Source organism: Streptomyces sp. NRRL F-525 (assembly GCF_000716605.1).
Taxonomy (GTDB): Bacteria; Actinomycetota; Actinomycetes; order Streptomycetales; family Streptomycetaceae; genus Streptomyces.
On record NZ_JNXE01000053.1, the window covers coordinates 19,370 to 40,442 of the forward strand.

21 protein-coding genes are annotated in these 21,073 nt (G+C 71.6%); 15 read left to right on the forward strand and 6 right to left on the reverse strand.

The window, feature by feature from the left end:
- Nucleotides 1–47: 47 nt before the first annotated feature.
- From OO69_RS44260 to OO69_RS44300, 9 genes are all read left to right on the forward strand, one after another.
- Nucleotides 48–830 carry an arylamine N-acetyltransferase family protein gene (locus tag OO69_RS44260; protein ID WP_078652854.1) on the forward strand — a complete coding sequence of 261 codons (783 nt, stop codon included), beginning with the start codon at nt 48–50 and terminating at the stop codon, nt 828–830.
- 62 nt (nt 831–892) lie between these two features.
- The gene (locus OO69_RS44265; protein ID WP_033286670.1) at nt 893–2,236 is read left to right on the forward strand and encodes an NAD(P)/FAD-dependent oxidoreductase; all 1,344 of its coding nucleotides are present in this window, start codon (nt 893–895) and stop codon (nt 2,234–2,236) included.
- 92 nt (nt 2,237–2,328) lie between these two features.
- Nucleotides 2,329–3,399, forward strand: a complete 1,071-nt coding sequence (locus OO69_RS44270; RefSeq protein ID WP_033286671.1) for a 3-dehydroquinate synthase family protein — start codon at nt 2,329–2,331, stop codon at nt 3,397–3,399.
- Nucleotides 3,396–4,796: a 3-deoxy-7-phosphoheptulonate synthase gene (locus tag OO69_RS44275; protein ID WP_078652855.1), complete on the forward strand. Its 1,401-nt coding sequence runs from the start codon at nt 3,396–3,398 to the stop codon at nt 4,794–4,796. Before OO69_RS44270 ends, OO69_RS44275 begins: the two co-directional genes overlap by 4 nt.
- A complete protein-coding gene (locus OO69_RS44280; RefSeq protein WP_051801703.1) occupies nt 4,793–5,656 on the forward strand; it encodes a shikimate dehydrogenase family protein in 864 nt (287 codons plus the stop codon). Before OO69_RS44275 ends, OO69_RS44280 begins: the two co-directional genes overlap by 4 nt.
- A 225-nt stretch (nt 5,657–5,881) precedes the next feature.
- Nucleotides 5,882–7,042, forward strand: coding sequence for a 3-amino-5-hydroxybenzoate synthase (rifK, locus tag OO69_RS53285; protein ID WP_033286672.1), 1,161 nt, complete (start codon nt 5,882–5,884; stop codon nt 7,040–7,042).
- The gene (locus OO69_RS53290) at nt 7,039–8,142 is read left to right on the forward strand and encodes a Gfo/Idh/MocA family protein (protein WP_051801704.1); all 1,104 of its coding nucleotides are present in this window, start codon (nt 7,039–7,041) and stop codon (nt 8,140–8,142) included. Before rifK ends, OO69_RS53290 begins: the two co-directional genes overlap by 4 nt.
- Entirely contained in the window at nt 8,139–8,837 is a 699-nt protein-coding gene (locus tag OO69_RS44295; protein ID WP_033286673.1) for an HAD-IA family hydrolase, read from the forward strand. The genes OO69_RS53290 and OO69_RS44295 overlap by 4 nt, the downstream gene beginning before the upstream one ends.
- Before the next feature lie 15 nt (nt 8,838–8,852).
- Nucleotides 8,853–9,758, forward strand: a complete 906-nt coding sequence (locus OO69_RS44300; RefSeq protein ID WP_033286674.1) for an ROK family protein — start codon at nt 8,853–8,855, stop codon at nt 9,756–9,758.
- Between the two features lie 91 nt (nt 9,759–9,849).
- Here the strand turns inward: OO69_RS44300 and OO69_RS44305 are convergent, their stop codons facing one another.
- Nucleotides 9,850–11,484: a bifunctional 3-(3-hydroxy-phenyl)propionate/3-hydroxycinnamic acid hydroxylase gene (locus OO69_RS44305; RefSeq protein WP_234444689.1), complete on the reverse strand. Its 1,635-nt coding sequence runs from the start codon at nt 11,482–11,484 to the stop codon at nt 9,850–9,852.
- A gap of 191 nt (nt 11,485–11,675) precedes the next feature.
- On the opposite strand from OO69_RS44305, the gene OO69_RS44310 reads away from it, so the two are divergent.
- From OO69_RS44310 to OO69_RS44330, 5 genes are all read left to right on the forward strand, one after another.
- A complete protein-coding gene (locus OO69_RS44310) occupies nt 11,676–12,431 on the forward strand; it encodes a thioesterase II family protein (protein WP_033286675.1) in 756 nt (251 codons plus the stop codon).
- Between the two features lie 211 nt (nt 12,432–12,642).
- Nucleotides 12,643–14,010, forward strand: a complete 1,368-nt coding sequence (locus OO69_RS44315) for a cation:proton antiporter (protein WP_033286676.1) — start codon at nt 12,643–12,645, stop codon at nt 14,008–14,010.
- Nucleotides 14,007–14,450: a type II 3-dehydroquinate dehydratase gene (locus OO69_RS44320; protein ID WP_033286677.1), complete on the forward strand. Its 444-nt coding sequence runs from the start codon at nt 14,007–14,009 to the stop codon at nt 14,448–14,450. The genes OO69_RS44315 and OO69_RS44320 overlap by 4 nt, the downstream gene beginning before the upstream one ends.
- A gap of 40 nt (nt 14,451–14,490) precedes the next feature.
- Entirely contained in the window at nt 14,491–15,183 is a 693-nt protein-coding gene (locus OO69_RS44325) for an alpha/beta fold hydrolase (protein ID WP_033286678.1), read from the forward strand.
- A 78-nt stretch (nt 15,184–15,261) separates the two neighbouring features.
- Complete coding sequence (locus OO69_RS44330) at nt 15,262–15,834, forward strand: SRPBCC domain-containing protein (protein ID WP_078652856.1); 573 nt, start codon at nt 15,262–15,264, stop codon at nt 15,832–15,834.
- 269 nt (nt 15,835–16,103) lie between these two features.
- Here OO69_RS44330 and OO69_RS44335 read toward each other — a convergent pair whose 3' ends face one another.
- Complete coding sequence (locus OO69_RS44335; RefSeq protein ID WP_033286679.1) at nt 16,104–16,901, reverse strand: alpha/beta fold hydrolase; 798 nt, start codon at nt 16,899–16,901, stop codon at nt 16,104–16,106.
- Between the two features lie 57 nt (nt 16,902–16,958).
- Between OO69_RS44335 and OO69_RS44340 the strand changes: the two genes are divergently transcribed.
- Nucleotides 16,959–17,567, forward strand: coding sequence for a TetR/AcrR family transcriptional regulator (locus OO69_RS44340; protein ID WP_033286680.1), 609 nt, complete (start codon nt 16,959–16,961; stop codon nt 17,565–17,567).
- Nucleotides 17,568–17,913: 346 nt separating this feature from the next.
- Here OO69_RS44340 and OO69_RS44345 read toward each other — a convergent pair whose 3' ends face one another.
- The 4 genes from OO69_RS44345 to OO69_RS44365 form a co-directional block, all read right to left on the reverse strand.
- Nucleotides 17,914–18,786, reverse strand: coding sequence for an FkbM family methyltransferase (locus tag OO69_RS44345; protein ID WP_199811148.1), 873 nt, complete (start codon nt 18,784–18,786; stop codon nt 17,914–17,916).
- 420 nt (nt 18,787–19,206) lie between these two features.
- Nucleotides 19,207–19,587 carry a VOC family protein gene (locus OO69_RS44355; protein WP_051801710.1) on the reverse strand — a complete coding sequence of 127 codons (381 nt, stop codon included), beginning with the start codon at nt 19,585–19,587 and terminating at the stop codon, nt 19,207–19,209.
- 150 nt (nt 19,588–19,737) lie between these two features.
- Complete coding sequence (locus OO69_RS44360; protein ID WP_033286682.1) at nt 19,738–20,100, reverse strand: VOC family protein; 363 nt, start codon at nt 20,098–20,100, stop codon at nt 19,738–19,740.
- A complete protein-coding gene (locus OO69_RS44365; protein ID WP_033286683.1) occupies nt 20,097–20,924 on the reverse strand; it encodes a MerR family transcriptional regulator in 828 nt (275 codons plus the stop codon). The genes OO69_RS44360 and OO69_RS44365 overlap by 4 nt, the downstream gene beginning before the upstream one ends.
- Nucleotides 20,925–21,073: the final 149 nt, after the last annotated feature.

Genomic DNA, 21,073 nt, shown 5'->3' on the forward strand with positions numbered 1-21,073 from the left:
CGGCACCGGCCGACAGGCAGAAACGCACGGCGAGAGGGGACCAGGGAGTGTTCGACGCGGAGGCCTATCTCCGGCGCATCGGCTGCGACGGCGAGACAGACGTGGACATCGAGTCGCTGCGCAGACTGCAGAAGCGGCACCTCATGGCGATCCCGTACAACATCGCGGGCCAGGACTTCGCCGACAGCATCCATCTCGTCGAACTCGACGAGGACGCGATGTTCCGGACGGTCGTCCTCGACGGACGCGGCGGCACCTGCTTCCAGCTCAACCGCCTGTTCTTCCGGCTCCTGCGCGAACTGGGCTACGACGCGAGCCTGATGGCGGGCAGCACCGCCGAGGGCCGGGAGAACTTCGGCACCGAGGTGGAGCACATGTTCATCCGGGTCGCGCTGGACGGCGCCGAATGGCTCGTCGACGCGGGCTACCCGGGACCCTCGTACCTCGAACCGCTCCTGGTCACCGACACGGTGCAGACCCAGTACGGCAGCCAGTTCCGGCTCGTGGACCAGGGTGACGGGGCCCGGGCGGTGCAGCGGCGCGGGCGGGGCGGGCGCTGGGGAGGCGTCTACGACTTCCGGCTTCTCGAACGCCGGTGGGACGACTGGAAGGAGCTGGAGGACCACGCCCGGGCGAACCCCGCGCCGGCGCCGGACGGCGAGGGCGGGCTGTACGGGCGGACCTTCGACAACGGTCAGGTCGTCCTCAAGGGCCGCCGGTACCTGACGGTCCGCGACGGCCGCGAGCGGGCCCGCACGGTCGTCGACGACGACGAACACCGGGCCCTGGTGGCGCAGATCCTCTCCGGGGACCTGCCCTGGCCACCCTGAACGACTTCCCACAGGGAACGGCAGCATCCGCAATCCGAGACGAAGGCTGGAAGGAAAACAGAATGGCGAAGAAGACGGCTGACGTGGTGGTCATAGGCGGCGGACCGGCGGGGGCGGTCAGCGCTTTCGTGCTGGCCCGCCAGGGCCACTCCGTCGTGCTCCTGGAGCGTGACGAGTTCCCGCGGTTCCACATCGGCGAGTCCCTGCTGCCGTACATGATGGGCCTGTTCGACCGGATCGGTCTGCGCGAGGCGCTGGAGTCCAAGGGCTATGTGCCCAAGTTCGGCGGCGAGTTCATCGACCCGACGGAGACCAAGTTCTTCTCCGGTGTCTTCCGGGCCGACTTCAGCCTCCAGGGCGAGGGGCGCTTCGACCGGGCGTTCCAGGTCGAGCGGGCCCGGTTCGACGCGATGCTCGTCGAGGAGGCCGGCAAGGCCGGCGCCGAGATCCACCTGGGCACCCCCGTGAAGGACCTCCTCCTCGACGGCGAGCGGATCACCGGCGTCACGTACGAGAAGGACGGCGAGGAGCACCGGATCGACGCGTCCTATGTGATCGACGCCAGCGGCCGGGCCGGCCGGATCGCGAACAGGTTCGGGCTGCGCAAGACACTGGAGAAGCTCCGCATGGTCGGGGTGTTCCGCCACTACTCGGGCCTCGACGAGCGGCACAACCTCGGCAACGAGGGTGACATCCAGGTCGGCGCGCACGACGACGGCTGGGTGTGGGCGATTCCCATCTCCAAGGACGTCATCAGCGTCGGCACCGTGATGCCGCGTGACGTGTTCCGCAGGGGTACCCCGGAGGAGGCCTTCGACGAGCACCTCAGCCGGGTGCCCCGGATCACCGCGCGGCTCACCGGGACGACCCCGGCCACGGACCTCAGGATCGAGACCGACTACTGCTACCACGCGGACACCGTCACGGGCCCGGGCTGGGTCATGGTCGGCGACGCGGGCTGCTTCGGTGACCCGATGTTCTCCGGCGGGGTGCTGGTCGCGGCGTCCACCGCGGCGCGAGCCGCCGAGACGATCAGTGCCGCGCTCGACAACCCGGCCGACGCCGACCGGCTCATCGAGGAGTACGCGAACTACTTCAAGACGGGCTACGACACCTACATCCGGCTCATCCACGCCTTCTACGACGGCGAGCTGGTGGCGGTGGCGGCCGACGCCGGGCGGACCACCTCCCGCGAAGCGTTGGAGCGCTACCTGATCCGGCTGATAGGCGGCGACTTCTGGAGCGAGCACAACGCGGTCGCGCAGGAGATGCGGCGGCGCCCGGAGTGGGACACCTTCGCACCGTTCCAGCGGGTCTTCGGCTGCCCGGCCTACCCGCAGCTCGACGAGCAGGACCGCAAGGAGCGCGCCGAGGCCCGCATCCTGCGGGTGACCGCCGGCCAGTGACGTCCGCGGTCGTGCCCGGGGGCCGCGGCGGCCCCCGGGCGGGACGGCCGGACCGGCGTATGACCGGCTTCGACACGACAGGGTGAGGCGGCGTGAGAGAACAGATACCGGTAACCATCGGTGAGCGTTCGTACGATGTGCTGATCGGCTCGGGGGTGCGTTCCTCGCTGGCCGAAGTGATCCGGGGTCTCGGCGCCCGGCGGGTCGCCGTCGTGTCGGCCCGGCCCGCGGAGCGGGTGCCCGACACCGGGGTGGAGACCCTGCTGCTGCCCGCCCGGGACGGCGAGCGGGACAAGAACCTCGCCACCGTCGAGGCGCTGTGCGCGGAGTTCGTACGCTTCGGGCTCACCCGTGACGACGCCGTCGTCTCCTGCGGGGGCGGCACCACCACCGACGTCGTCGGTCTGGCCGCCGCCCTGTACCACCGGGGTGTGCCGGTGGTGCACCTGCCGACGACGCTGCTGGCCCAGGTCGACGCGAGTGTCGGCGGCAAGACGGCGGTCAACCTGCCCACGGGCAAGAACCTGGTCGGTGCCTACTGGCAGCCCGCCGCCGTCCTGTGCGACACCGACTACCTGGCCACCCTGCCCCGGCGCGAGATGCTCAACGGCCTGGGTGAGATCGCCCGTTGCCACTTCATCGGCGCCGGTGACCTGCGCGGGCTCGGCCTCGCGGAGCGGATCGCGGCCAGTGTGACCCTCAAGGCGGGCATCGTCTCGGCCGACGAACGGGACACCGGGCTGCGGCACATCCTCAACTACGGCCACACCCTCGGCCACGCGCTGGAGGTGGCCAGCGGCTTCGCGCTCCGGCACGGCGAGGCCGTCGCGATCGGTACGGTCTTCGCGGGTCTGCTCGCGGGTGCTCTGGACCGGATCGGCCCCGCGCGGGTGGCGGAGCACCGGGAGGTCGTCGAGTTCTACGGCCTGCCGAGCGCACTGCCCGAGGGCGTCGGGGCGGCCGAGCTGATCCGCCTGATGCGCCGGGACAAGAAGGCGCTGCGCGGCCTCGCGTTCGTCCTCGACGGTCCCGGGGGAGCGGAGCTGGTCCACGAGGTGCCCGAACACGTCGTCGCCGACGTCCTCGGACGCATGCCACGGCAGCCGATCGGCCGGCTCGTCGAGCCGTCCGGCCTCCACGGAACGGGAGCTCCGGTGGCATGACGCACTTATCAGGGGGAGCGGCCGGCGAGGCCCGGGTCAGGGTCGCGCGGGAGCAGCGGCTGGCGGACCGTCTCGCCGCGGCCCTGGCCCGGCCCGCGGCCCAGCAGCCCGAATGGCCGGACCCGGCCCGGGCGCGGACGGTGCTGGCCCGGCTGCGCACCGTGCCTCCGGTCGTGGCCGAGGCCGAGACGGCCCGGTTTTCCGAGCGGCTCGCGGCGGTGGCCCGCGGCGAGGCGTTCCTGCTGCAGAGCGGGGACTGCGCGGAGACCTTCGCGGAGACCACCGAACCGCACCTGCGGGCCAACCTCGGACTCCTGAAGCGCATGGCGCAGGTCCTGGCCCACGCTGCCGGGCTGCCGGTGGTCCCGCTCGCCCGGATGGCCGGCCAGTACGCCAAGCCGCGCTCGCAGCCCGTCGACGCGCACGGCCTGCCGGTCTACCGGGGCGACATCGTCAACGGCGCCGCTCCCTCCCTGGCCGCCCGCACACCCGACCCGGAGCGGATGCTGCTCGCCCACGGGCACGCGGTCCGCGCGATGACGCTCGTCCGCCGGATGGGTGCGCGGGATCCGGCGGAGGAGCGCGCCGGCGCCCCTGTCCACGGCGGCCCCGGCGACGACCGCTCCGCCCGCGGCGCCGAGGAGACCGGCCGCGCTCCGGGCCCGGGGACCGAGGAGATCTACGTCGGCCACGAGATGCTCCTGCTCGACTACGAGTCCGCTTCGCTCCACGCCGCCGGGTTCACCACCGGTCCGGACCCGCTGCTGGCCAGCCCGCTCGCGCACTTCCTGTGGATCGGCGAGCGCACACGGGGCCTCGACGACGCGCACCTCGCCGTCGCCGAACTCCTCGCCAACCCCGTCGGGGTGAAGATCGGCCCGGGCACCACGCCGGAGCAGGCCCTCGCCTACGTCCGCAGACTCGACCCCCACGGCACGCCCGGACGGCTGACCCTGATCAGCAGGATGGGTCACGCCCGGGTCCGCGAGGTGCTGCCGCCGATCGTGGAGAAGGTCACCGCCACCGGCCACCAGGTGGTGTGGCAGTGCGACCCGATGCACGGCAACTCCCGTACGACGGCGGACGGCCGCAAGACCCGCCGCTTCGACGACATCGTCGCGGAGATCAGCGGCTTCTTCGACGTTCACCGCGCCCTGGGAACCCACCCCGGCGGCCTGCACCTGGAGGCGACAGGCGAGGACGTCACCGAGTGCCTGGGCGGAGCCCGCGGACTCGGCGAGGACGACCTGGCGGCCCGCTACCGCACCGCGTGCGACCCCCGCCTGAACGACGAGCAGTCGATGGAACTCGCCCACACCGTCGCCGGGTTGCTCACCGCAGCCCGCCGGGCCGCCGCCGCGCGGCCCGTCCTCCACCGCCCCCGGAGCCCGAGATGACCGACACCGGCACCGACATCGCCTCCGGACCCCGTACCGGCACCCCGGCCCAGACCCCGATCAGCGGCACCACCCGTCTGTACGTCGTCCTCGGGGATCCGGTCGCCCAGGTCCGGTCGCCCGGGCTGCTCAACCCGCTGTTCGCCGAACAGGGCGCGGACGCCGTGCTGGTGCCGGTGGAGGTCCGCCCGGACAGCCTGGAGCGGGTCGTCCGCGGACTGCAGCGGATCGGCAACCTCGACGGCATCTTCGTCACCGTTCCGCACAAGGCCGGCGCCGCCCGGCTCGCCGAGCGGCGCAGCCGTGCCGTCGAGATCGCCGGCACCGCCAACGTGCTGCGCCGTGAGGCCGACGGCGGCTGGCTCGCCGAGAACTTCGACGGCTCCGGCTTCGTGGCGGGCCTCGCCCGCGCCGGGCACGAGGTGCGCGGCAGGCGGGTCGCGCTGGCCGGGGCGGGCGGGGCGGGCAGTGCCGTCGCGGCGGCGCTGCTGACGGCCGGCGCGGACCGGGTCGCCGTCACCGACCCGGACCTGCCCAAGCTGGAGGCACTCGTCGACCGGCTCGCCGGGTACTGGCCCGGCCGCGTCCACGCCGCCGCCGAACCACCCCTGCACGACAGCGACCTCGCCGTCAACGCGACCCCGCTCGGGCTGCGGCCCGGCGACCCGCTGCCGTTCTCGCCCGAGGACCTCGCTCCCGGATCGGTGGTGGCCGACATCATCATGAAGCCCCACGAGACGGCCCTGCTGCGAGCGGCCGCCGCCCTCGGACTCCCCATCCACCACGGCATCCACATGCTGACCGGCCAAGTGGCTTCCTACTGCGCGTTCTTCGGCCTGCGCGCACCCGCGAACGGCTGACGCACCCACCCCGAACACCCCCGTGGCCGACCGGTCCGCACCCGGCCGGCGACGACTACCAGACCGGGGGATGTGGGGCCCCACGGGCGGTGCCTACGGTGAAAGTCGCACCTTCCTGTGTGTGATCCCCGGGGTGAAGCGTTCCGTCGGCCACGTCCCCCGCCCGCTTTATGTCGCCCGTCGGCCATCGGCCGAGAAATGTCCGAAGCGGAGATTTGGAGATACATGAACGCGCGTCCGGCACCGGAGTTCCCCTCCTGGCCGCAGTACGACGACGGCGAGCGCACCGGCCTGATCCGGGCCCTGGAACAGGGCCAGTGGTGGCGCATGGGCGGGTCGGAGGTGGACTCCTTCGAAAGCGAGTTCGCCGACTTCCACGGCGCCCAGCACGCCCTGGCCGTCACCAACGGCACCCACGCCCTGGAGTTGGCGCTCCAGTGTCTGGGCGTCGGCCCGGGCACCGAGGTCATCGTCCCGGCCTTCACCTTCATCTCCTCGTCGCAGGCCGCTCAGCGGCTCGGCGCGGTCGCCGTCCCCGTCGACGTCGACCTCGGCACGTACAACATCGACGTGGCCGCGGCAGCCGCCGCCGTCACCCCCCGCACCAAGGTGATCATGCCGGTGCACATGGCCGGGCTCATCGCCGACATGGACGCACTGGACAAGCTCTCCGCCGACACCGGAGTCACCCTGCTGCAGGACGCCGCCCACGCACATGGCGCCCGCTGGCAGGGCAAACGGGTCGGCGAGTTCGGCACGGTCGCCGCGTTCAGCTTCCAGAACGGCAAGCTGATGACCGCGGGCGAGGGCGGCGCGCTGCTCTTCCCCGACGAGGAGACCTACGAGGCCGCCTTCCTGCGGCACAGCTGCGGCCGGCCGCGTACCGACCGCCGTTACATGCACCAGACCGCCGGCACCAACATGCGGCTCAACGAGTTCTCCGCGTCCGTGCTCCGGGCCCAACTGGGCCGTCTCGACGGGCAGATCGCGCTGCGCGAGCAGCGCTGGACACTGCTGTCCGGGCTGCTCGGCGAGATCGACGGCGTCGTGCCCCAGGGCGAGGACCCGCGCGCGGACCGGAACTCCCACTACATGGCCATGTTCCGCATCCCCGGCATCTCCGAGGAGGACCGCAACGCCCTCGTCGACATGCTGGTCGACGCCGGCCTGCCCGCCTTCGCCGCCTTCCGGGCGATCTACCGCACCAACGCCTTCTGGGAGACGGCCGCGCCCGACACCACCGTCGACAAGCTCGCCGAGAGCTGCCCGAACACCGAGGCGATCAGCACCGACTGCGTCTGGTTGCACCACCGGGTCCTGCTGGCCTCCGAGGAGGCACTGCACACCACGGCCGAGATCATCGCCGACGCCGTGGCCGGCCGGTGAGGGTCCGGGCCGCCGTCGTCGGGCTCGGCTGGGCGGGCCGCGAGCTGTGGCTCAGACTGCTGCGTGAGCACGAGGACTTCGAGGTGGTCGCCGTCGTCGACCCCGACCCCCGCTCCCGGGCGGCCACCGCGGCGGCGACCGGCCTGCCCGCCGCCGCCACCGTGGACGCCCTCGACCGCCGTACCGTCGACGTCGCCGTCGTCGCGGTGCCCAACCATCTGCACGCCGAGGTGGCCACGGCCCTGCTCCGCCGGGGGATCTCCGTCTTCCTGGAGAAGCCGGTCTGCCTGACCAGCGCCGAGGCCGACGCGCTCGCCGCGGCCGAACGGAACGGCGGGACACTGCTCGCTGGCAGTGCCGCCGCCCACCGCGGCGACGTCCGGGAACTCGCCGGACTGCTGCCCGAACTCGGCCGGATCCGCCACGTGGACCTGGCCTGGGTCAGGGCGCGCGGCGTGCCGCAGCCCGGCGGCTGGTTCACCCAGCGCAGCAAGGCCGGCGGTGGCGTGCTCGTCGACCTCGGCTGGCACCTGCTCGACGTCCTCACCTCCCTCCTCGGCCCCGCCCCCGTCGTCCAGGTGATCGGCTCGGTCTCCGACGACTTCGTCAACAGCGGTGCCTGGTCCGCCGCCTGGCGCGAGGACCGGGCCACCGACGTCCCGGCCGGCGACGTCGAGGACACCGCCCGCGGTTTCCTGGTCCGCGAGGACGGCATCTCGGTCTCGCTGCGGGCGAGTTGGGCCTCGCACGAGGCGCTGGACGCCTCCGTCGTCACCGTCGAGGGCAGCGCCGGAACGGCACGGCTGCAGTGCACCTTCGGCTTCAGCCCCAACCGGGCCCCCGAACCGGTGCTCACCCTCACCCGGGAAGGCACCACACAGCGCCTCCCGCTGCCCGCCGAGCCCATCGGCATCGAGTACGGACGGCAGCTCGACGGCCTCGCCGCGCTCCTGGCCGACCCGGGCCGACGCGGCCTGGCCGTCGCCCAGGCCCGCAGCACCGTCCGGCTGGTCGAGAACTTCTACGCATCGGCGCGCGCCGCCCGACCGGCGGACCGCGCCTCCGACTCCACCACCTACAAGGAGGTGCGGACCGCATGACCACAGCGTCGGAACGCGACGTGGGAGCGGACACCGGGCGGCAGCCCGCGGTCCCCAGGCAGGCCGTCGTCTTCGACCTCGACGGGGTCGTGGTCGACAGCTTCGCGGTGATGGGCGAGGCGTTCGCCCTCGCCCACGCCGAGGTCGTCGGCGACGGCCCGGCGCCCTTCGAGGAGTACCAGCGCCACCAGGGCCGCTACTTCCCCGACATCATGCGCATCATGGGCCTCCCGCTGGAGATGGAGGAGCCCTTCGTCCGCGAGAGCTACCGCCTCGCCGACCGCGTCCAGGTGTACGACGGTGTCGTCGACCTGCTGCGGACGCTGAACGAGCGCGGTCTCAAGCTCGCCGTCGCCACCGGCAAAGCCGGGGTGCGCGCCCGGTCCCTGCTGGACGTCCTCGGCCTGCTCCCGTACTTCGACCACGTCATCGGCTCCGACGAGGTGCCCCGTCCCAAGCCCGCCCCCGACATCGTCCGGCGCGCACTCGAACTCCTCGACGTCCCCGCCGACCGGGCCGTCATGATCGGCGACGCCCCCACGGACCTGGCCAGCGCCCAGGGCGCCGGTGTCACCGCCGTCGCCGCGCTGTGGGGCTGCCACGACGGGGCGGAACTGCTCGCCGCCGGCCCCGACGTCGTCCTGCGACAGCCGGCCGACCTGCTCGCCCTGTGCCCGGCCCTGCCCGGGCACTGAACCGGAAGGGCAGCCGTGCCGCCGTGGTATCTGGGCATCGACATAGGAGGAACGAAGGTCGCCCTGCGCGCCGAGTCGGCGGACGGCCGCGCCGAGGAGCACCTGTTCACCTGGCCGCACGACGACGGCGGCCCGGACCGCGACCTGGCCCGGCTGGCGGACGGTGTCGCCACCCTGACGGCCCGTACGGGTGAGGGCTTCCGGACGGCGGGGGTCGCCCTGCCCGCCACGGTCGGCCCGGACGGGCGGGTCACCGCCTGGCCGAGCCGGCCGTCCTGGACCGGCCTCGCGCTGGGACCTGCGCTGGGCGCCCTCGTGCCAGGCGCGGGTGTCGCCTGGGCGGACGACGGCGACGTGGGCGCCCTTGCGGAGGCGGAGGCGGCCGACTGCGCCGATCTGCTCTACGTCGGCGTCGGCACAGGCATCGGCGGCGGCCTGGTCCTGGGCGGCAGGCTCTGCCCCGGTCCGGGCCGGGGCTCCTTCGAACTGGGGCATCTGGTCGTCGCGCCGGGTGGCCCCCTGTGCGTCTGCGGCCGCCAGGGCTGCCTCCAGTCGATCGCCTCGGGCCCGGCCACCCTGGCCCGCGCCGGTCGGCTCCGCGGTGGACCGGTCGCCTACGGGGAGCTGCTCGAAGCGCTCCGCACCGACCGCCCCTGGGCCGTGGCCGCCGTCGACGCCACCTGTGCGGCCCTGGCCACCGCCATCATGGGTGTCACGGAACTGCTCCACCCCGACCTGGTGGTGTTGGGCGGCGGATTCACGGCAGGCATCGACCACCTGGTCGACCGCACGGTCACCCACCTCGCGCCGCTGTCCCGCCCGGGCCGCCCCGCGCCGCCCGTCGCCGCGGCGCGCCTGGGCGGCCTCTCCTCCCTGCGGGGTGCGGTCCTCCTGGCCCGAACCGTCACCGACATGTCTTAGCCGCGCCGACTTCGGACAGTGCCGCTGCGGGGAGCGGGTACCCGCGAGGCGCCGCCGCCGCGGTCGGGCCCGTACCCACCCCCGGGCCCGCTCAGGCCCCACTTCCTCCCGCACCCGCCGGAACGCCCGCGCCCAGCTGGGCCCGCAGGTCGTCCACCAGCGCCGCCGCTCCCAGGCCCGAGGCTGCCCCGTACACGTGGTAGTCCGGGCGGACCAGCACCGCGTCGGCCTGGTGGCGGGCCAGGAAAGCGCGGTAGACACCGCTCACGTCGGCCACCGCCCCGGCCTGCGGCTCCCCGTCCTCGGGCAGCAGGCGCACCACGTGCATGCCCAGGTCCGTCAGGAACGCCGACTGCTCCTCGTCGAGGCCTGCGTCTGCGCCCGGTGCGAGCAGCAGGACGAATCCGCGGCCGACCACGTCGTCGAAGAGGCCGGTGCCCCCAGGGCCGCGTACCCGGCCCTGGGGGATCACCTCGCCGGCCGGGGCCGAGGGTGAGCCGTCGCTCGCCCGGTGCAGGAGTCCCCGGGTGAGCGGCTTCGCCGGGTCCGGGACCGTCGGACCGCGACCGCGTCGGCCCGCCAGGATCGTGGCGTCGCGCTCGGCCGCGGCCATGGGATCGGTCACGCAGATCACCCGGCCCAGCTGGACCGAGGACAGGATCGACTCGTGCACCTGCGCGCGGCGTTCCTCGGTATAGGTGTCGAGGAGAGACTCCGGGGCGAGACCGCCCAGTACCAGGTCCAGCTTCCACGCCAGGTTGACGACGTCGCGGATACCGGAGCACATGCCCTGCCCGGCGAACGGCGGCATCAGATGGGCCGCGTCCCCGGCCAGCAGCACCCGGCCCGCCCGCCACCGTTCGGCCCAGCGGGCCTGGAAGATGTACGTGGTGCTGCGCAACAGGGTCGCGGTGTCGGGCGTGACCCCGTAGGGGGCGAGGAGCCGCCAGGCGGTCTCCTCGCGGTTCAGCTCCGCGGCGCGCTCACCGGGCAGGCGCATGAACTCCCAGCGCCGGTGCCCGGGACCGCTGCCGACCAGGGTGGTCGGCCTGGCCGGATCGCAGATCTGGAGGTTGGTCGGCACGAATACGCGCGGCTCGCGCAGCCGCACGTCGCACAGCAGCCACTCGTAGGAGAAACCGAGGTCGGTGACCGGCACGTCCAGGTGGTGCCGGACGAAGCTGTTGGCGCCGTCGCAGCCCACCACCCATCGTGCGGTGTACGTCCGGGCCGCGCCGTCCTCGTCCTCGGCCGTGACCGCGACCCGGTCATCCCGCTCCTCGATCCCCACCACCTCACGCCCCCGTACCACCGTGACGCCGGGCAGCTCGGCCGCCCGCGCGGCCAGCAGTTCCTCGAGGGCCGGCTGGTGCATGGTGTTGGCGTCCGGCCACCCGTAGGGGCCCTCGGTGCGGAAGGCGATGTCGAGGAGGATCTCGTCGGCGGCCGTGCGCCACTGGTAGGCGCCCGCCGGCTCGGTGATCCGGCCTAGGCCCGCGCCCGTCCCGCAGCCGGCCAGGAGCCGTGCCGTCTCGCCGTCGAAACTGGTGGCCCGGGGCAGGGTGTACGGGCGCCGGCGCCGTTCCAGCACGGTGACCCGCCGACCGCGCTGGGCCAGCAGGACCCCGAGCGCGGCCCCCACGGGCCCGTTGCCGACGACGATGACGTCCGCGTCCACGGCGGAACGCGCGCCGGGGGGTGGTTCGTACGATGACACCTCGGGCACGGGAAACCCCTCGTCGCAGGGTGGCTGGCGCAGGCACGGCTGCCGTGCTGGGAACGGCGCAAGACTAACCAGCCGTACCGGCGTTCGGGCCGTTCGAAGGCCAGGGCTATCAGATCTGGGGATACCCGGCACCGTCCGCACGACCCTAGGCTTGCGGTATTCCCCCACCGACCACGAGGAGCTTCTTCGGCATGCCTCAAGCAACGGCGCATTTCGAGAAGTGGGTGAGCGTCACCCACCCCGCGCCGCAGAGCCCCGTGCGGCTGGCCTGCCTGCCGTACGCGGGCGGCTCCGCAAGCTTCTTCTATCCGGTCTCCCGTGCCCTGCACCCGTCGGTGGAGGTGCTGGCCGTCCAGTATCCGGGCCGGCAGACCCGGCTCCACGAGCCGATGATCGACAACATCCCCGAGTTCGCGGACGAGATCTTCGCCGCGTTGCGGCAACTGGACGACAAGCCGCTGGCCCTGTTCGGCCACAGCATGGGCGCGGTCCTCGCGTACGAGGTGGCGCTGCGCATGCAGGACGCCGGACTTCCCACGCCGGTACGGCTGTTCGCGTCCGGCCGGCGGGCACCGTCCCGCTACCGCGACGAGCGGGTGCACGCGGCGAGCGACGCCGACGTCGTGGCCGAGATCAGGGCGCTCAGCGGTACCGACGAGACGCTGCTGGGCGATCCGGAGGTGCTGGCGATGATCCTGCCGGCCATCCGCAGCGACTACACCGCCATCGAGCGGTACCGGCACGAGCCCGGGCGCCGTCTCGACTGCCCGGTCACCGTGCTCACCGGCGACAGCGACCCCCGGGTCTCCCTCGACGAGGCCGAGGACTGGGCGCGGCACACCACCGGGCCGAGTGAGGTGAAGGTCTTCCGGGGCGGCCACTTCTTCCTCGCCGACCGGGCTTCCGAAGTCATCGACCTGGTGGCGGCACGACTGAGCTACTCCTGATGGACCTCCGCGGCGCCACGGCGTCCGGCACGGACACCCGACCACCGCACGGTGCGAAAGCCCTGGTGACTCCGCGGCGGTAACGGCCGCACGGCCCACCAGGAGCCGGCCTCGAACGCCGCTCGCCCACCTCCCGTAGATCCGTCAGAACAGCCCTGGCCTCGCAGGACCGCGCGACCGACCGCCGACCCTCCACGTGAGAGAAGCCGAGATGCCCCTCGCTGCCCCTGTGCCGACGATCGGCCAGCACGCCCTCCTGGTGTTCCTGCTCCAGGTCGCGTTCCTTCTGCTGCTCGCCCTGGTGCTGGGCCGACTGGCGACGCGGTTCGGCCTGCCCGCCGTCGCCGGTGAGCTCAGTGCGGGCGTTCTGGTCGGCCCGTCGCTCCTGCAGCCGCTGCTGCCCGGCTTCTCCGACTGGCTGCTGCCCCAACGGGCCGAGCAGATGAACCTGTTGGACGCGGTCGGGCAGTTGGGTGTGCTGCTGCTGGTCGGTGTCACCGGCGCCGAGATGAACTTCGCCCTGGTCCGGCGGCGCGGCCTCACCGCGGCCAAGGTCAGCGCCGCGGGCCTGCTGCTGCCGCTGGGCCTCGGCATCGCCACCGGCTTCCTACTGCCGGGATCGTTCGTGCCCGACGGCACCACCCCGACCGTCTTCGCCCTGTTCCTGGGCGTGGCGATGTGCGTGAGCGCCCTCCCGGTGATCGCCAAGACCCTGCTCGACATGAAACTGCTGCACCGTGACATCGGCCAGTTGATCCTCTCGGCCGGAGTCGTGGACGACGTGGTGGGCTGGTTCCTGCTGTCCGTCGTCTCCGCGATGGCCACCGTAGGACTGACCGCCGGTGTCGTGGCCACCTCCGTCCTCTACCCGGTCGGAGTCGTCCTCTTCGCGGCGGTGATCGGCCGCCCGCTGGTGCGGGCCGCGCTGCGGTGGGCCGGACACTCCGAGGGCGCCATGCCGACGGTCGCCACGGTCGTCGTCCTGGTCCTGCTCAGCGCGGCGGCCACCCAGGCGATGCACCTGGAGGCCATCTTCGGCGCCTTCGTCTGCGGTGTGGTGATCGCCACCAGCGGCGTGCTGGACCCGGAGAAACTGGAACCGCTGCGGACCCTCGTCCTCGCCGCCCTCGCCCCGCTCTTCTTCGCCACCGCCGGACTGCGGATGGACCTCACCGCGCTGGCCCGGCCGGCCGTCCTGGGCGCGGCCGTCGCCGTGCTCGCCGTGGCCGTGGCCGGCAAGTTCGGCGGCGCGTTCATCGGAGCCCGGCTCAGCAGGCTCAACCGGTGGGAGGCGCTGGCTCTCGGCGCGGGCATGAACTCGCGCGGTGTCGTCGAGGTGATCGTGGCGATGACCGGGCTCCGTCTCGGCGTCCTGAACACCGAGACGTACACGATCGTCGTCCTGGTCGCCATCGTCACCTCCCTGATGGCGCCGCCCATCCTGCGCTACGCGATGGCCCACGTCGACGAGACCGCCGAGACCAGGCTCGGTATGGACCCCGCGACCGCCGCCGCCCAAGGAACCCCGGACCGCGGACCGGATGCGGTCCGGACCTTTGAACACCGAGGTGACGCATGAGCACGATGCTCCTACTGAACGGTCCCAACCTCGGCATTCTGGGCCGCCGGGAGCCTGAGCTGTACGGCACCGACACCCTGGCCGACATCGAGCAGGCGGTCGCCGACGAGGTGGGCGAACAGGGCTGGAAGGTCCTCTCCGTCCAGCGGGAGTCGGAGGGCGAGCTGGTGAGCGCCATCCACGAGCACGGACCCGACAGCGTCGGCGCGGTGGTCAACCCGGGTGCTCTGATGATCGCCGGGTGGAGCCTGCGGGACGCGCTGGCGAGCTATGAGCACCCGTGGATCGAGGTGCACCTGAGCAACGTGTGGGCGCGGGAGCAGTTCCGGCACGAGTCGGTCATCGCACCGCTGGCCTCCGGCGTCGTGGTCGGCCTGGGCGCGTTCGGCTACCGCCTGGCGGCCCGCGCCCTGCTGCACGTGACCGGCGCGGGCCGATGACCACGCCACGGGAAGAAGCCGGGAAAGGAAGCCCTGGACGATGAGGCTCACGCTCCACGAGGTCGGCGACGGTGACAAGGTCGCCCTGCTCGTCCACAGCATCATCTCGTCGGCGGACACCTGGAGCCGCGTGGCGCCACGGCTCGCCGAGCGCGGATACCGCGTGATCATGCCGGACCTGCGCGGTCACGGCGACAGCCCGCACGCCGAGCAGTACACGCCCGAACTCTTCGCCGCCGACCTGGTGAAGTCGCTGCCGGCCGGCGCCGATCTCGCGATCGGCCACTCCTTCGGCGCGTCGGTACTCTCCCTGGCGGTGGCCGACCTGAGCCCCTCCCGGGTGGTCTACAGCGACCCGGCGTGGCGGTTCACCGACAAATCGGTGGCCGAGATCAAGGAGTTCGCGCAGTTCACCAAGGCGACCACGGCCGAGATGATCCAGCAGATGTTCCCGCGCTGGCTGCCCGAGGACGTCGAGGCCGAACTCGCCGGGTACGCGCGCTGGGACATACGCGCCGTGGACTGGCTGGACAGCGCCGTGCAGTACGTGCCCGAGCGGCCCCTCGTGCCTTCACTGGTGCAGGGCGCCGGCGACCACCACCTCGTACCGGACGACCTCGCCGGGCAGCTGAGGGCGGCCGGCTTCGAGGTCCGCTACGTGGCGGACACCGGCCACTGCATCCACCGCGACGACCTGGAGGGCTTCCTCGCGTCACTCGACGGCTGGATCTGACACACCGTCAACTCCCGTTCATGCGTGCGGTGTCCGGCCCGCCGGGCACCGCACGGAGGGCGTGTTAAGGTCGCCGACATGAGCGCGGGCAACATCGATCACACCACAGCGGACACCTCCCCGGACGGCGAGAACACACCGGTCAGGCACGGTTCGTTCGAGCTGCGGGTGCACATCGAAGCCCCGCCGGAGCGAGTGTTCGCGGCCTTCGCCGAACCCGAACTGCGCACTCGCTGGTTCAAACTCCCCGGCCCGTCCCACACCGCCGAACACGAGTTGGACTTCCGTGTCGGCGGCGGCGAGCGGGCGCGCAACCGCGTCCTGTCCGAGGACATGGACGAACGGGTCGAGTACCGCTCGCGGTTCGTCGACCTGGAGCCGGCGGAGCACCTCGTGTACGTCTACGAGGCGTTCGTGAACGACGTGCGCCGCTGGGTGTCCCTGGTGACCGTCCGGCTGGCCGCGCAGGACGGCGGAACCCGTCTGGACTGGATCGAGCAGTACACCTACCTCGTGTTGACCGGCCCGGACGGCGAGCAGGACTTCGCCCACATCCGAGGCGGCACCCGACTGCTCCTCAACGGCCTGAGGCGGGCGGTCGAGGAAACACACCAGTGGGCCCCTGCCAGCCTCCGCGACCCCGAGAACTGACCGGGCGGGCACACCGGCCCATCCCGGGCAGGCCGTGGCGTCCTGCTCGGGGTGTGCGTCTGCTGACTCTGTCTCCTCCCTGAACGGGCGCAGGCCATCACGTAAGTCTCCCTGGCGAACGGGCAGTTCAGCCGCAGGAGCCACGCGTCCTTCGCATCGGACGGCGAGGTGTTTGAGCTGGTGGGGGAGGGCGGGAGCCTGCTCGACGGTGTAGCGAGTGTGTGAGGCTCCGCCTGGCGTTCGCGACGTTCAGCCGTGTGGCGTGCCCGCTACCGGTTGGCCGCGAGGAAGTCCTCCAGGATCTCGACGAACCGCGCCGGCTGCTCCTCGGCCGGGTAGTGGCCGCAGTCGTCGAGGACGACCTCCGTGACGTCGTCGGCCGCCAGCCGCATCGTCTGGGCGGCATTCGCGCCGCTCCACAGCGCGCCGCCGAGGCCGAGCACCGGCAATGTCAGCCGGGTCTTGCCGCGCCGCTCGTTCTGCGCGATCGTCTCGTCCAGCGCCCGGTAGTACGCGAAGCTCGCCCGCAGCGCGCGAGGATCCGCGGTGATCGCGTCGACGTAGACGTCGACGGCGTACGCGGGGATCGCGGTCGGCGTGGCGGCCTTGGTGGCGAACTGCCAGCCGAAGAAGAGCTGTTCCCGTCCCCGGACCAGTTCCTCGTTGAGGCCGGTGAGCCGGCCCACCCGCTCGGGGTGATCGGCGGCGAGGGCGTATGCCGTCCACGTCCCGATGTCGTGGCCGACCACGTCGAACCGGTCGTGCCCGAGCGCGGCCATCAACGCGACCAGATCGGCGGCCAGCGTGCCGGCGTCGTACCCGTCGTCGGGCTTGTCGGAGAGCCCGGCCCCGCGCGAGTCGACGGCGACGACCGTGTGCCGGCGGGCGAGGGCGGGCATCACCTCCCGCCAGGCGTACCAGGTCTGGGGCCACCCGCCGATCAGCAGCAGCGCCGGGCCGTCCCCACCGGTGACCGCGTGCAGCCGCAGTCCGTTCACCTCCACGAGCCGGCTGGTGAAGACGTCGAGGAATCCGTCAGGCAGCCGCAGCGAACTCAAGGTTGTCATGCCGGAGACCCTACCCATCTTTGAACGATCGTTACAAGATGTGTAAGCTGCTGGACCATGGCAGGCCGCAAGCAGTTCGACGTGGACGAGGCGCTACGACGTGCGATGCACGTCTTCTGGCGCTGGGGTTATTCGGAGGCCTCGATCGACCGCCTGACCGAGGGCACGGGCCTGGGCCGGGGCTCGCTCTACGGCACCTTCGGCGACAAGAGCGCCCTCTTCCGCAAAAGCCTCCAGCGGTACGCGCAGACCTACCACCCGCAGTACGAGCAGGCACTGTCCGGCCCCCACCCGAGCCCCAGCGCCGTTGTGGCCGCCTACCTGCAGGTCGCCCTGAACCGCATCGCCGACCCGACGGTCCCGGACGGCTGCCTGCTCACGGTGTCGGCAACGCAGATCCCGGCGCTCGACGCGGAGGGCCGGGCGATGGTCCGCGCCATGATCGACGGTTTGCGGGCGAGGCTGGAGCAGGCGTTGCTGGCGGCGGGGGCCGGTGAACTGGAGGCGGTGGAGCTGGCGTTGTGCACGCTGGCGACTAATAAATCCCTGGCGGTGCTGAGCCGCGCCGGTTTCTCGGGCGAGGACCTGGCAATCGTCGCGGCAGCCGCGGCCAGGAATGCCGAGGCTCTGCCAAATCGGCCGGCCGAACCGTCGGGGCCGCGATAGCGCGATAGGCGGAGGCTCGTTCGCGTCTGTGCCGCCGCCGCGAGTGGTGTTGCGACCTGGGCCGGCCCATATGCCGCCCCCTTTTTTTATGTCCGGACGTGGGGGGAGTCGAGCGCCCTGTGAGGCCGGTTCGGGTGTGCGGCATGTAGCAGGATCCCGCACAGCACCTCGTAGTCCGGGAATGCCTTGCGACCGGATACCGAAACCTGCGCTCCCGCTGCGGCGGCAACGACTCCAGACGGTCCCACACCTCGTCCGACACGATCCACGGCTACGTTCCCACATGGGACCGCTCGCCCAACTCCCGCCTCGGACAAGGCCATCGGAACCGATCCACCTCTTTGTGTCAGCCGTTGATACCGCCTTGAGCGCCGGTTGCTGCGCGTGGTTCGGGCCTGACCGCGAACACCATGCCGATGTCGCCGGCCCGCTGCACCGAGTCCTGCTCGGTGCTGACTGCCAAGCCGTGTGTGCGGAGCATCTCGCAGACCGTGTCGCGGTTGTGCTGCCAGCGCTCCACCTCGACGACGGCCTGGCGGACCAGCGGCCAGTGTCGTTCCTCGATGCCTGTGAGTACCTCGAGTTCGGCGCCTTCCACGTCGACCTTGAGCAGGTCGATGTGGTCGATGCCCTGCTCGTCGAGCACCGATGACAGGGGTCTGACCTTCACCCGGTGCGTCTCGAGCTGCCGCAGCACCCGGAGCTTGCGGCTGATGAGAAGAGTGAGGACGGGGGTGGGTATGCGGCGCAGGACCGGTCCCAGGCCGCCCTGGCGGATCATTTCGACAACGCTGGCGGTGACCCGGCGCCGCTCGTCCTCGATGTTCCCCTGATCCCGTGAGGAGGACGAGAAGATCGTGGCGGCCGGGATGTAGCTGAAGTCGAGCTCGTCGTCGCGGGACGCCAGGCCATAGGGGAGCGCGGTCAGACGTCCGTTGAAGAATTCGCGGGCATTGCGTTCGAGTGTCGCGTGGAGTGGCGGCATCGGCTCGAAGGCGTAGATCCGCACGTCTCCGTCCAGCCGTTCATAGACGGCGGCCGAGAACACGCCGATGTTGGCTCCCACGTCGAGGACCGTCGCGCCCGGCGTGCACTCGATGCCGTGGGCGAAGTAGCCGTTCACCTCCTGGCGGAGGAAGGACGCCTCCCAGCGATTGATGCTGTGCAGTTCCATCGCACTCATGGTCATGACAAGGTGATGTATCAGGGTTGCGGTCAACAATCCAGCTCCGAAGGTCGAAGGGACCGTGACGCCCTGACTGGTCGGCCCGGCGCCCCGCAGAGCACCGCCCAGGGGTGGGCACCGCGATCTGCCCCGAGTGCCTTGAGCCCACCGTCTGGTCCCCGGCCACCGGCGTGGCCCCCTGCTGGGGCGATCTGATGTGTGGTCAGGCTTAGGGGTGGCGTTCCAGCAGGTCGGACCGGGGCACCCCGGTCCGGGCCCGGACCGGCACCTCGTTGATCATTCTGCGGTGATCCGCCCGGCCGGCCGGAGCGGTTGGATCTTCCCCCACCGCACCCGTGAAGTCGTGCCGTCGCACCAGGGAGACCTCCTGCCCGGCGACCCGCGAGCTCACCGAGCCCGCCAAGAGCGATCAGAAACGATCGAGTGGCGGACCCGGTAGCTAGGACTCGACGACTACGCCGGCAGCCAGGTCACCAGCTCGAACTCGTTGCCCGCCGGGTCGGCGAGCGTGGTCCAGCGGACCTCCGGGAGATTGACCTCGTCGACCGGCTTGGCGCCCAGGCCGGTCAACCGCTCAATCTCCTCGGCGTAGTACTCGGTGACCAGGACGGGACGGAACCCGTTGTTGGCCGTGCCGACCTCGGAGACGGTGTGGAAGATCATTCGAGGGCCGCTCTCGGGGCCCGCGGTGTCGACCGCTGTGTCACCCGCGACCTTGCCCGGGCTGACCGGGCGGCCGAGGGCCTTCCCCCAGAAGCCCGCCAGGGCGTCGGAATCGGTGCAGTTGATGTTCAGAGCTGCGAAACTCACACGGACAGGGGCAGGGACGGTCATGATTGCTTCCTTCGGTGGGCTTATTCATGGGCGATCACGTTCGGTGTACGGCGACGGCGGCTCTGGCTCCCCGGTCGGGAACCCCTGTGAGAGGCCGGTGGTTCTCCGGCCGACCGGGACCGGGCGTCCTTCCGGGTCGGTCGTGCGTTGTTACGCCGTCTCGGAGATCACGTCGAATTCGTTGCCTTCCGGATCGAGGAGGGTGGTCCAGCGCATGCCGCCCGGCTTGAGATCCGCTTTCCAGGTCGCACCGAGGCCGACCAGCCGCTCGACCTCCACCTCGAGGTCCGCGGTGATCAGGTCGGGGTGCATCCGGTTCTTCGCCGACTTGCCCTCAGGGACCTGAACGAAGCACCAACGCGGCTCGGACCGGCCGGAGTGGTGCAACCCGATGGAGGCGAACTCCTTGCTCGCGCCCGGATCCAGTTCCTGACTGAGTGCCTGGGCCCAGAACCCGCCGAGTACGGCGGCGTCCGCGCAGTCGAAGGTCACCGCGTGCAGTCGGATCGTCATGATTCCTCTTCTCGTCTCATGGAGAGCACCGGCCAGCACACCTCAGTGACCAGGCCGTGCTCGTTGTCCGTGTCGAACCGGCTCACCAGGTAGTTCTCCCGGATCGCCGTGCGTGTACGTGAACCCAGGCCTTGTTCGGCGACGAAGCCGCCCAACGCGGTGTAGGTCCGGTCGAGTTCGCTCAGTGAGCCGCGATGCACCGCCACCGCCACCGGGCCCTCGGGCAACCGGCCCCCGATCTGACCGGCGGACGCGCTGAGTGGAATGAACGCGGTGACCTCGCCTACGTGTGATTCGAAGAACTCCGCGCTGTAGAGCGCGCCGTCCGGACCACCACGAAGACCGGCGTCCGAGCCGATGTCCCGGCGCAGGCCGGCGAGCGTGTCGGGCAGCCACTCGAAGGCCTCGTCCCAGGCCACCCGCGCGCTGACGAGCAAGGCCGGGGTACTGGTCAGGGTATGGAAGGCGACGTCCGGTGAGGGTGATCCACCGCCTTCGAGGAGTTGACGCAGAGAGGCCACCACGGTCTGGGTCTGCTCCAGTTGGCGCTCCATGCTGCGCAGGTGGTCGGCGATCACCTCATCCCGCACCGTCGGATCGGTCGCGTTCAGCACGACCCTGACCTGGTCCAGTGGCATGCCCAGATCTCGGAAGCGCCGGATGAGCTGAGCCGTGGGGCCCTGGGCCGTGGCATAGAACCGATAGCCGCTGCCCGGGTCGATCCGCGCAGGGCGCAGCAGGTCCAGATCGTGGTAGTGGCGCAGGGCTTTGACACTGACATGGGTCAGCCGGGAGAACTCCCCGATGCTCAGCAAAGCGGCCATCAGTCCTTCCTCCCGTTCCGGCGCGCCGTCCGAGGGCGCACGTCGCCGACTACGACGGCCACGCCCGCCAGGTCCGCGGCGGCGAACGCCACGTGGCCCGAGGTGATCGTCGAACTCGCCGCACCCGCAGCGGCCTTGTGGACAGATGA

Coding starts and splice junctions, on each gene's coding strand:
- OO69_RS44360 (WP_033286682.1), bottom strand. CDS start 20,100: ATGACGATCCGACTGCACGCGGTGACCTTCGACTGCGCGGACGCCGCC.
- OO69_RS44315 (WP_033286676.1), top strand. CDS start 12,643: ATGCCCCTCGCTGCCCCTGTGCCGACGATCGGCCAGCACGCCCTCCTG.
- OO69_RS44310 (WP_033286675.1), top strand. CDS start 11,676: ATGCCTCAAGCAACGGCGCATTTCGAGAAGTGGGTGAGCGTCACCCAC.
- OO69_RS44335 (WP_033286679.1), bottom strand. CDS start 16,901: ATGACAACCTTGAGTTCGCTGCGGCTGCCTGACGGATTCCTCGACGTC.
- OO69_RS44320 (WP_033286677.1), top strand. CDS start 14,007: ATGAGCACGATGCTCCTACTGAACGGTCCCAACCTCGGCATTCTGGGC.
- OO69_RS44280 (WP_051801703.1), top strand. CDS start 4,793: ATGACCGACACCGGCACCGACATCGCCTCCGGACCCCGTACCGGCACC.
- OO69_RS44330 (WP_078652856.1), top strand. CDS start 15,262: ATGAGCGCGGGCAACATCGATCACACCACAGCGGACACCTCCCCGGAC.
- rifK (WP_033286672.1), top strand. CDS start 5,882: ATGAACGCGCGTCCGGCACCGGAGTTCCCCTCCTGGCCGCAGTACGAC.
- OO69_RS44295 (WP_033286673.1), top strand. CDS start 8,139: ATGACCACAGCGTCGGAACGCGACGTGGGAGCGGACACCGGGCGGCAG.
- OO69_RS44325 (WP_033286678.1), top strand. CDS start 14,491: ATGAGGCTCACGCTCCACGAGGTCGGCGACGGTGACAAGGTCGCCCTG.
- OO69_RS44340 (WP_033286680.1), top strand. CDS start 16,959: ATGGCAGGCCGCAAGCAGTTCGACGTGGACGAGGCGCTACGACGTGCG.
- OO69_RS44265 (WP_033286670.1), top strand. CDS start 893: ATGGCGAAGAAGACGGCTGACGTGGTGGTCATAGGCGGCGGACCGGCG.
- OO69_RS44365 (WP_033286683.1), bottom strand. CDS start 20,924: ATGGCCGCTTTGCTGAGCATCGGGGAGTTCTCCCGGCTGACCCATGTC.
- OO69_RS44355 (WP_051801710.1), bottom strand. CDS start 19,587: ATGACCGTCCCTGCCCCTGTCCGTGTGAGTTTCGCAGCTCTGAACATC.
- OO69_RS44275 (WP_078652855.1), top strand. CDS start 3,396: ATGACGCACTTATCAGGGGGAGCGGCCGGCGAGGCCCGGGTCAGGGTC.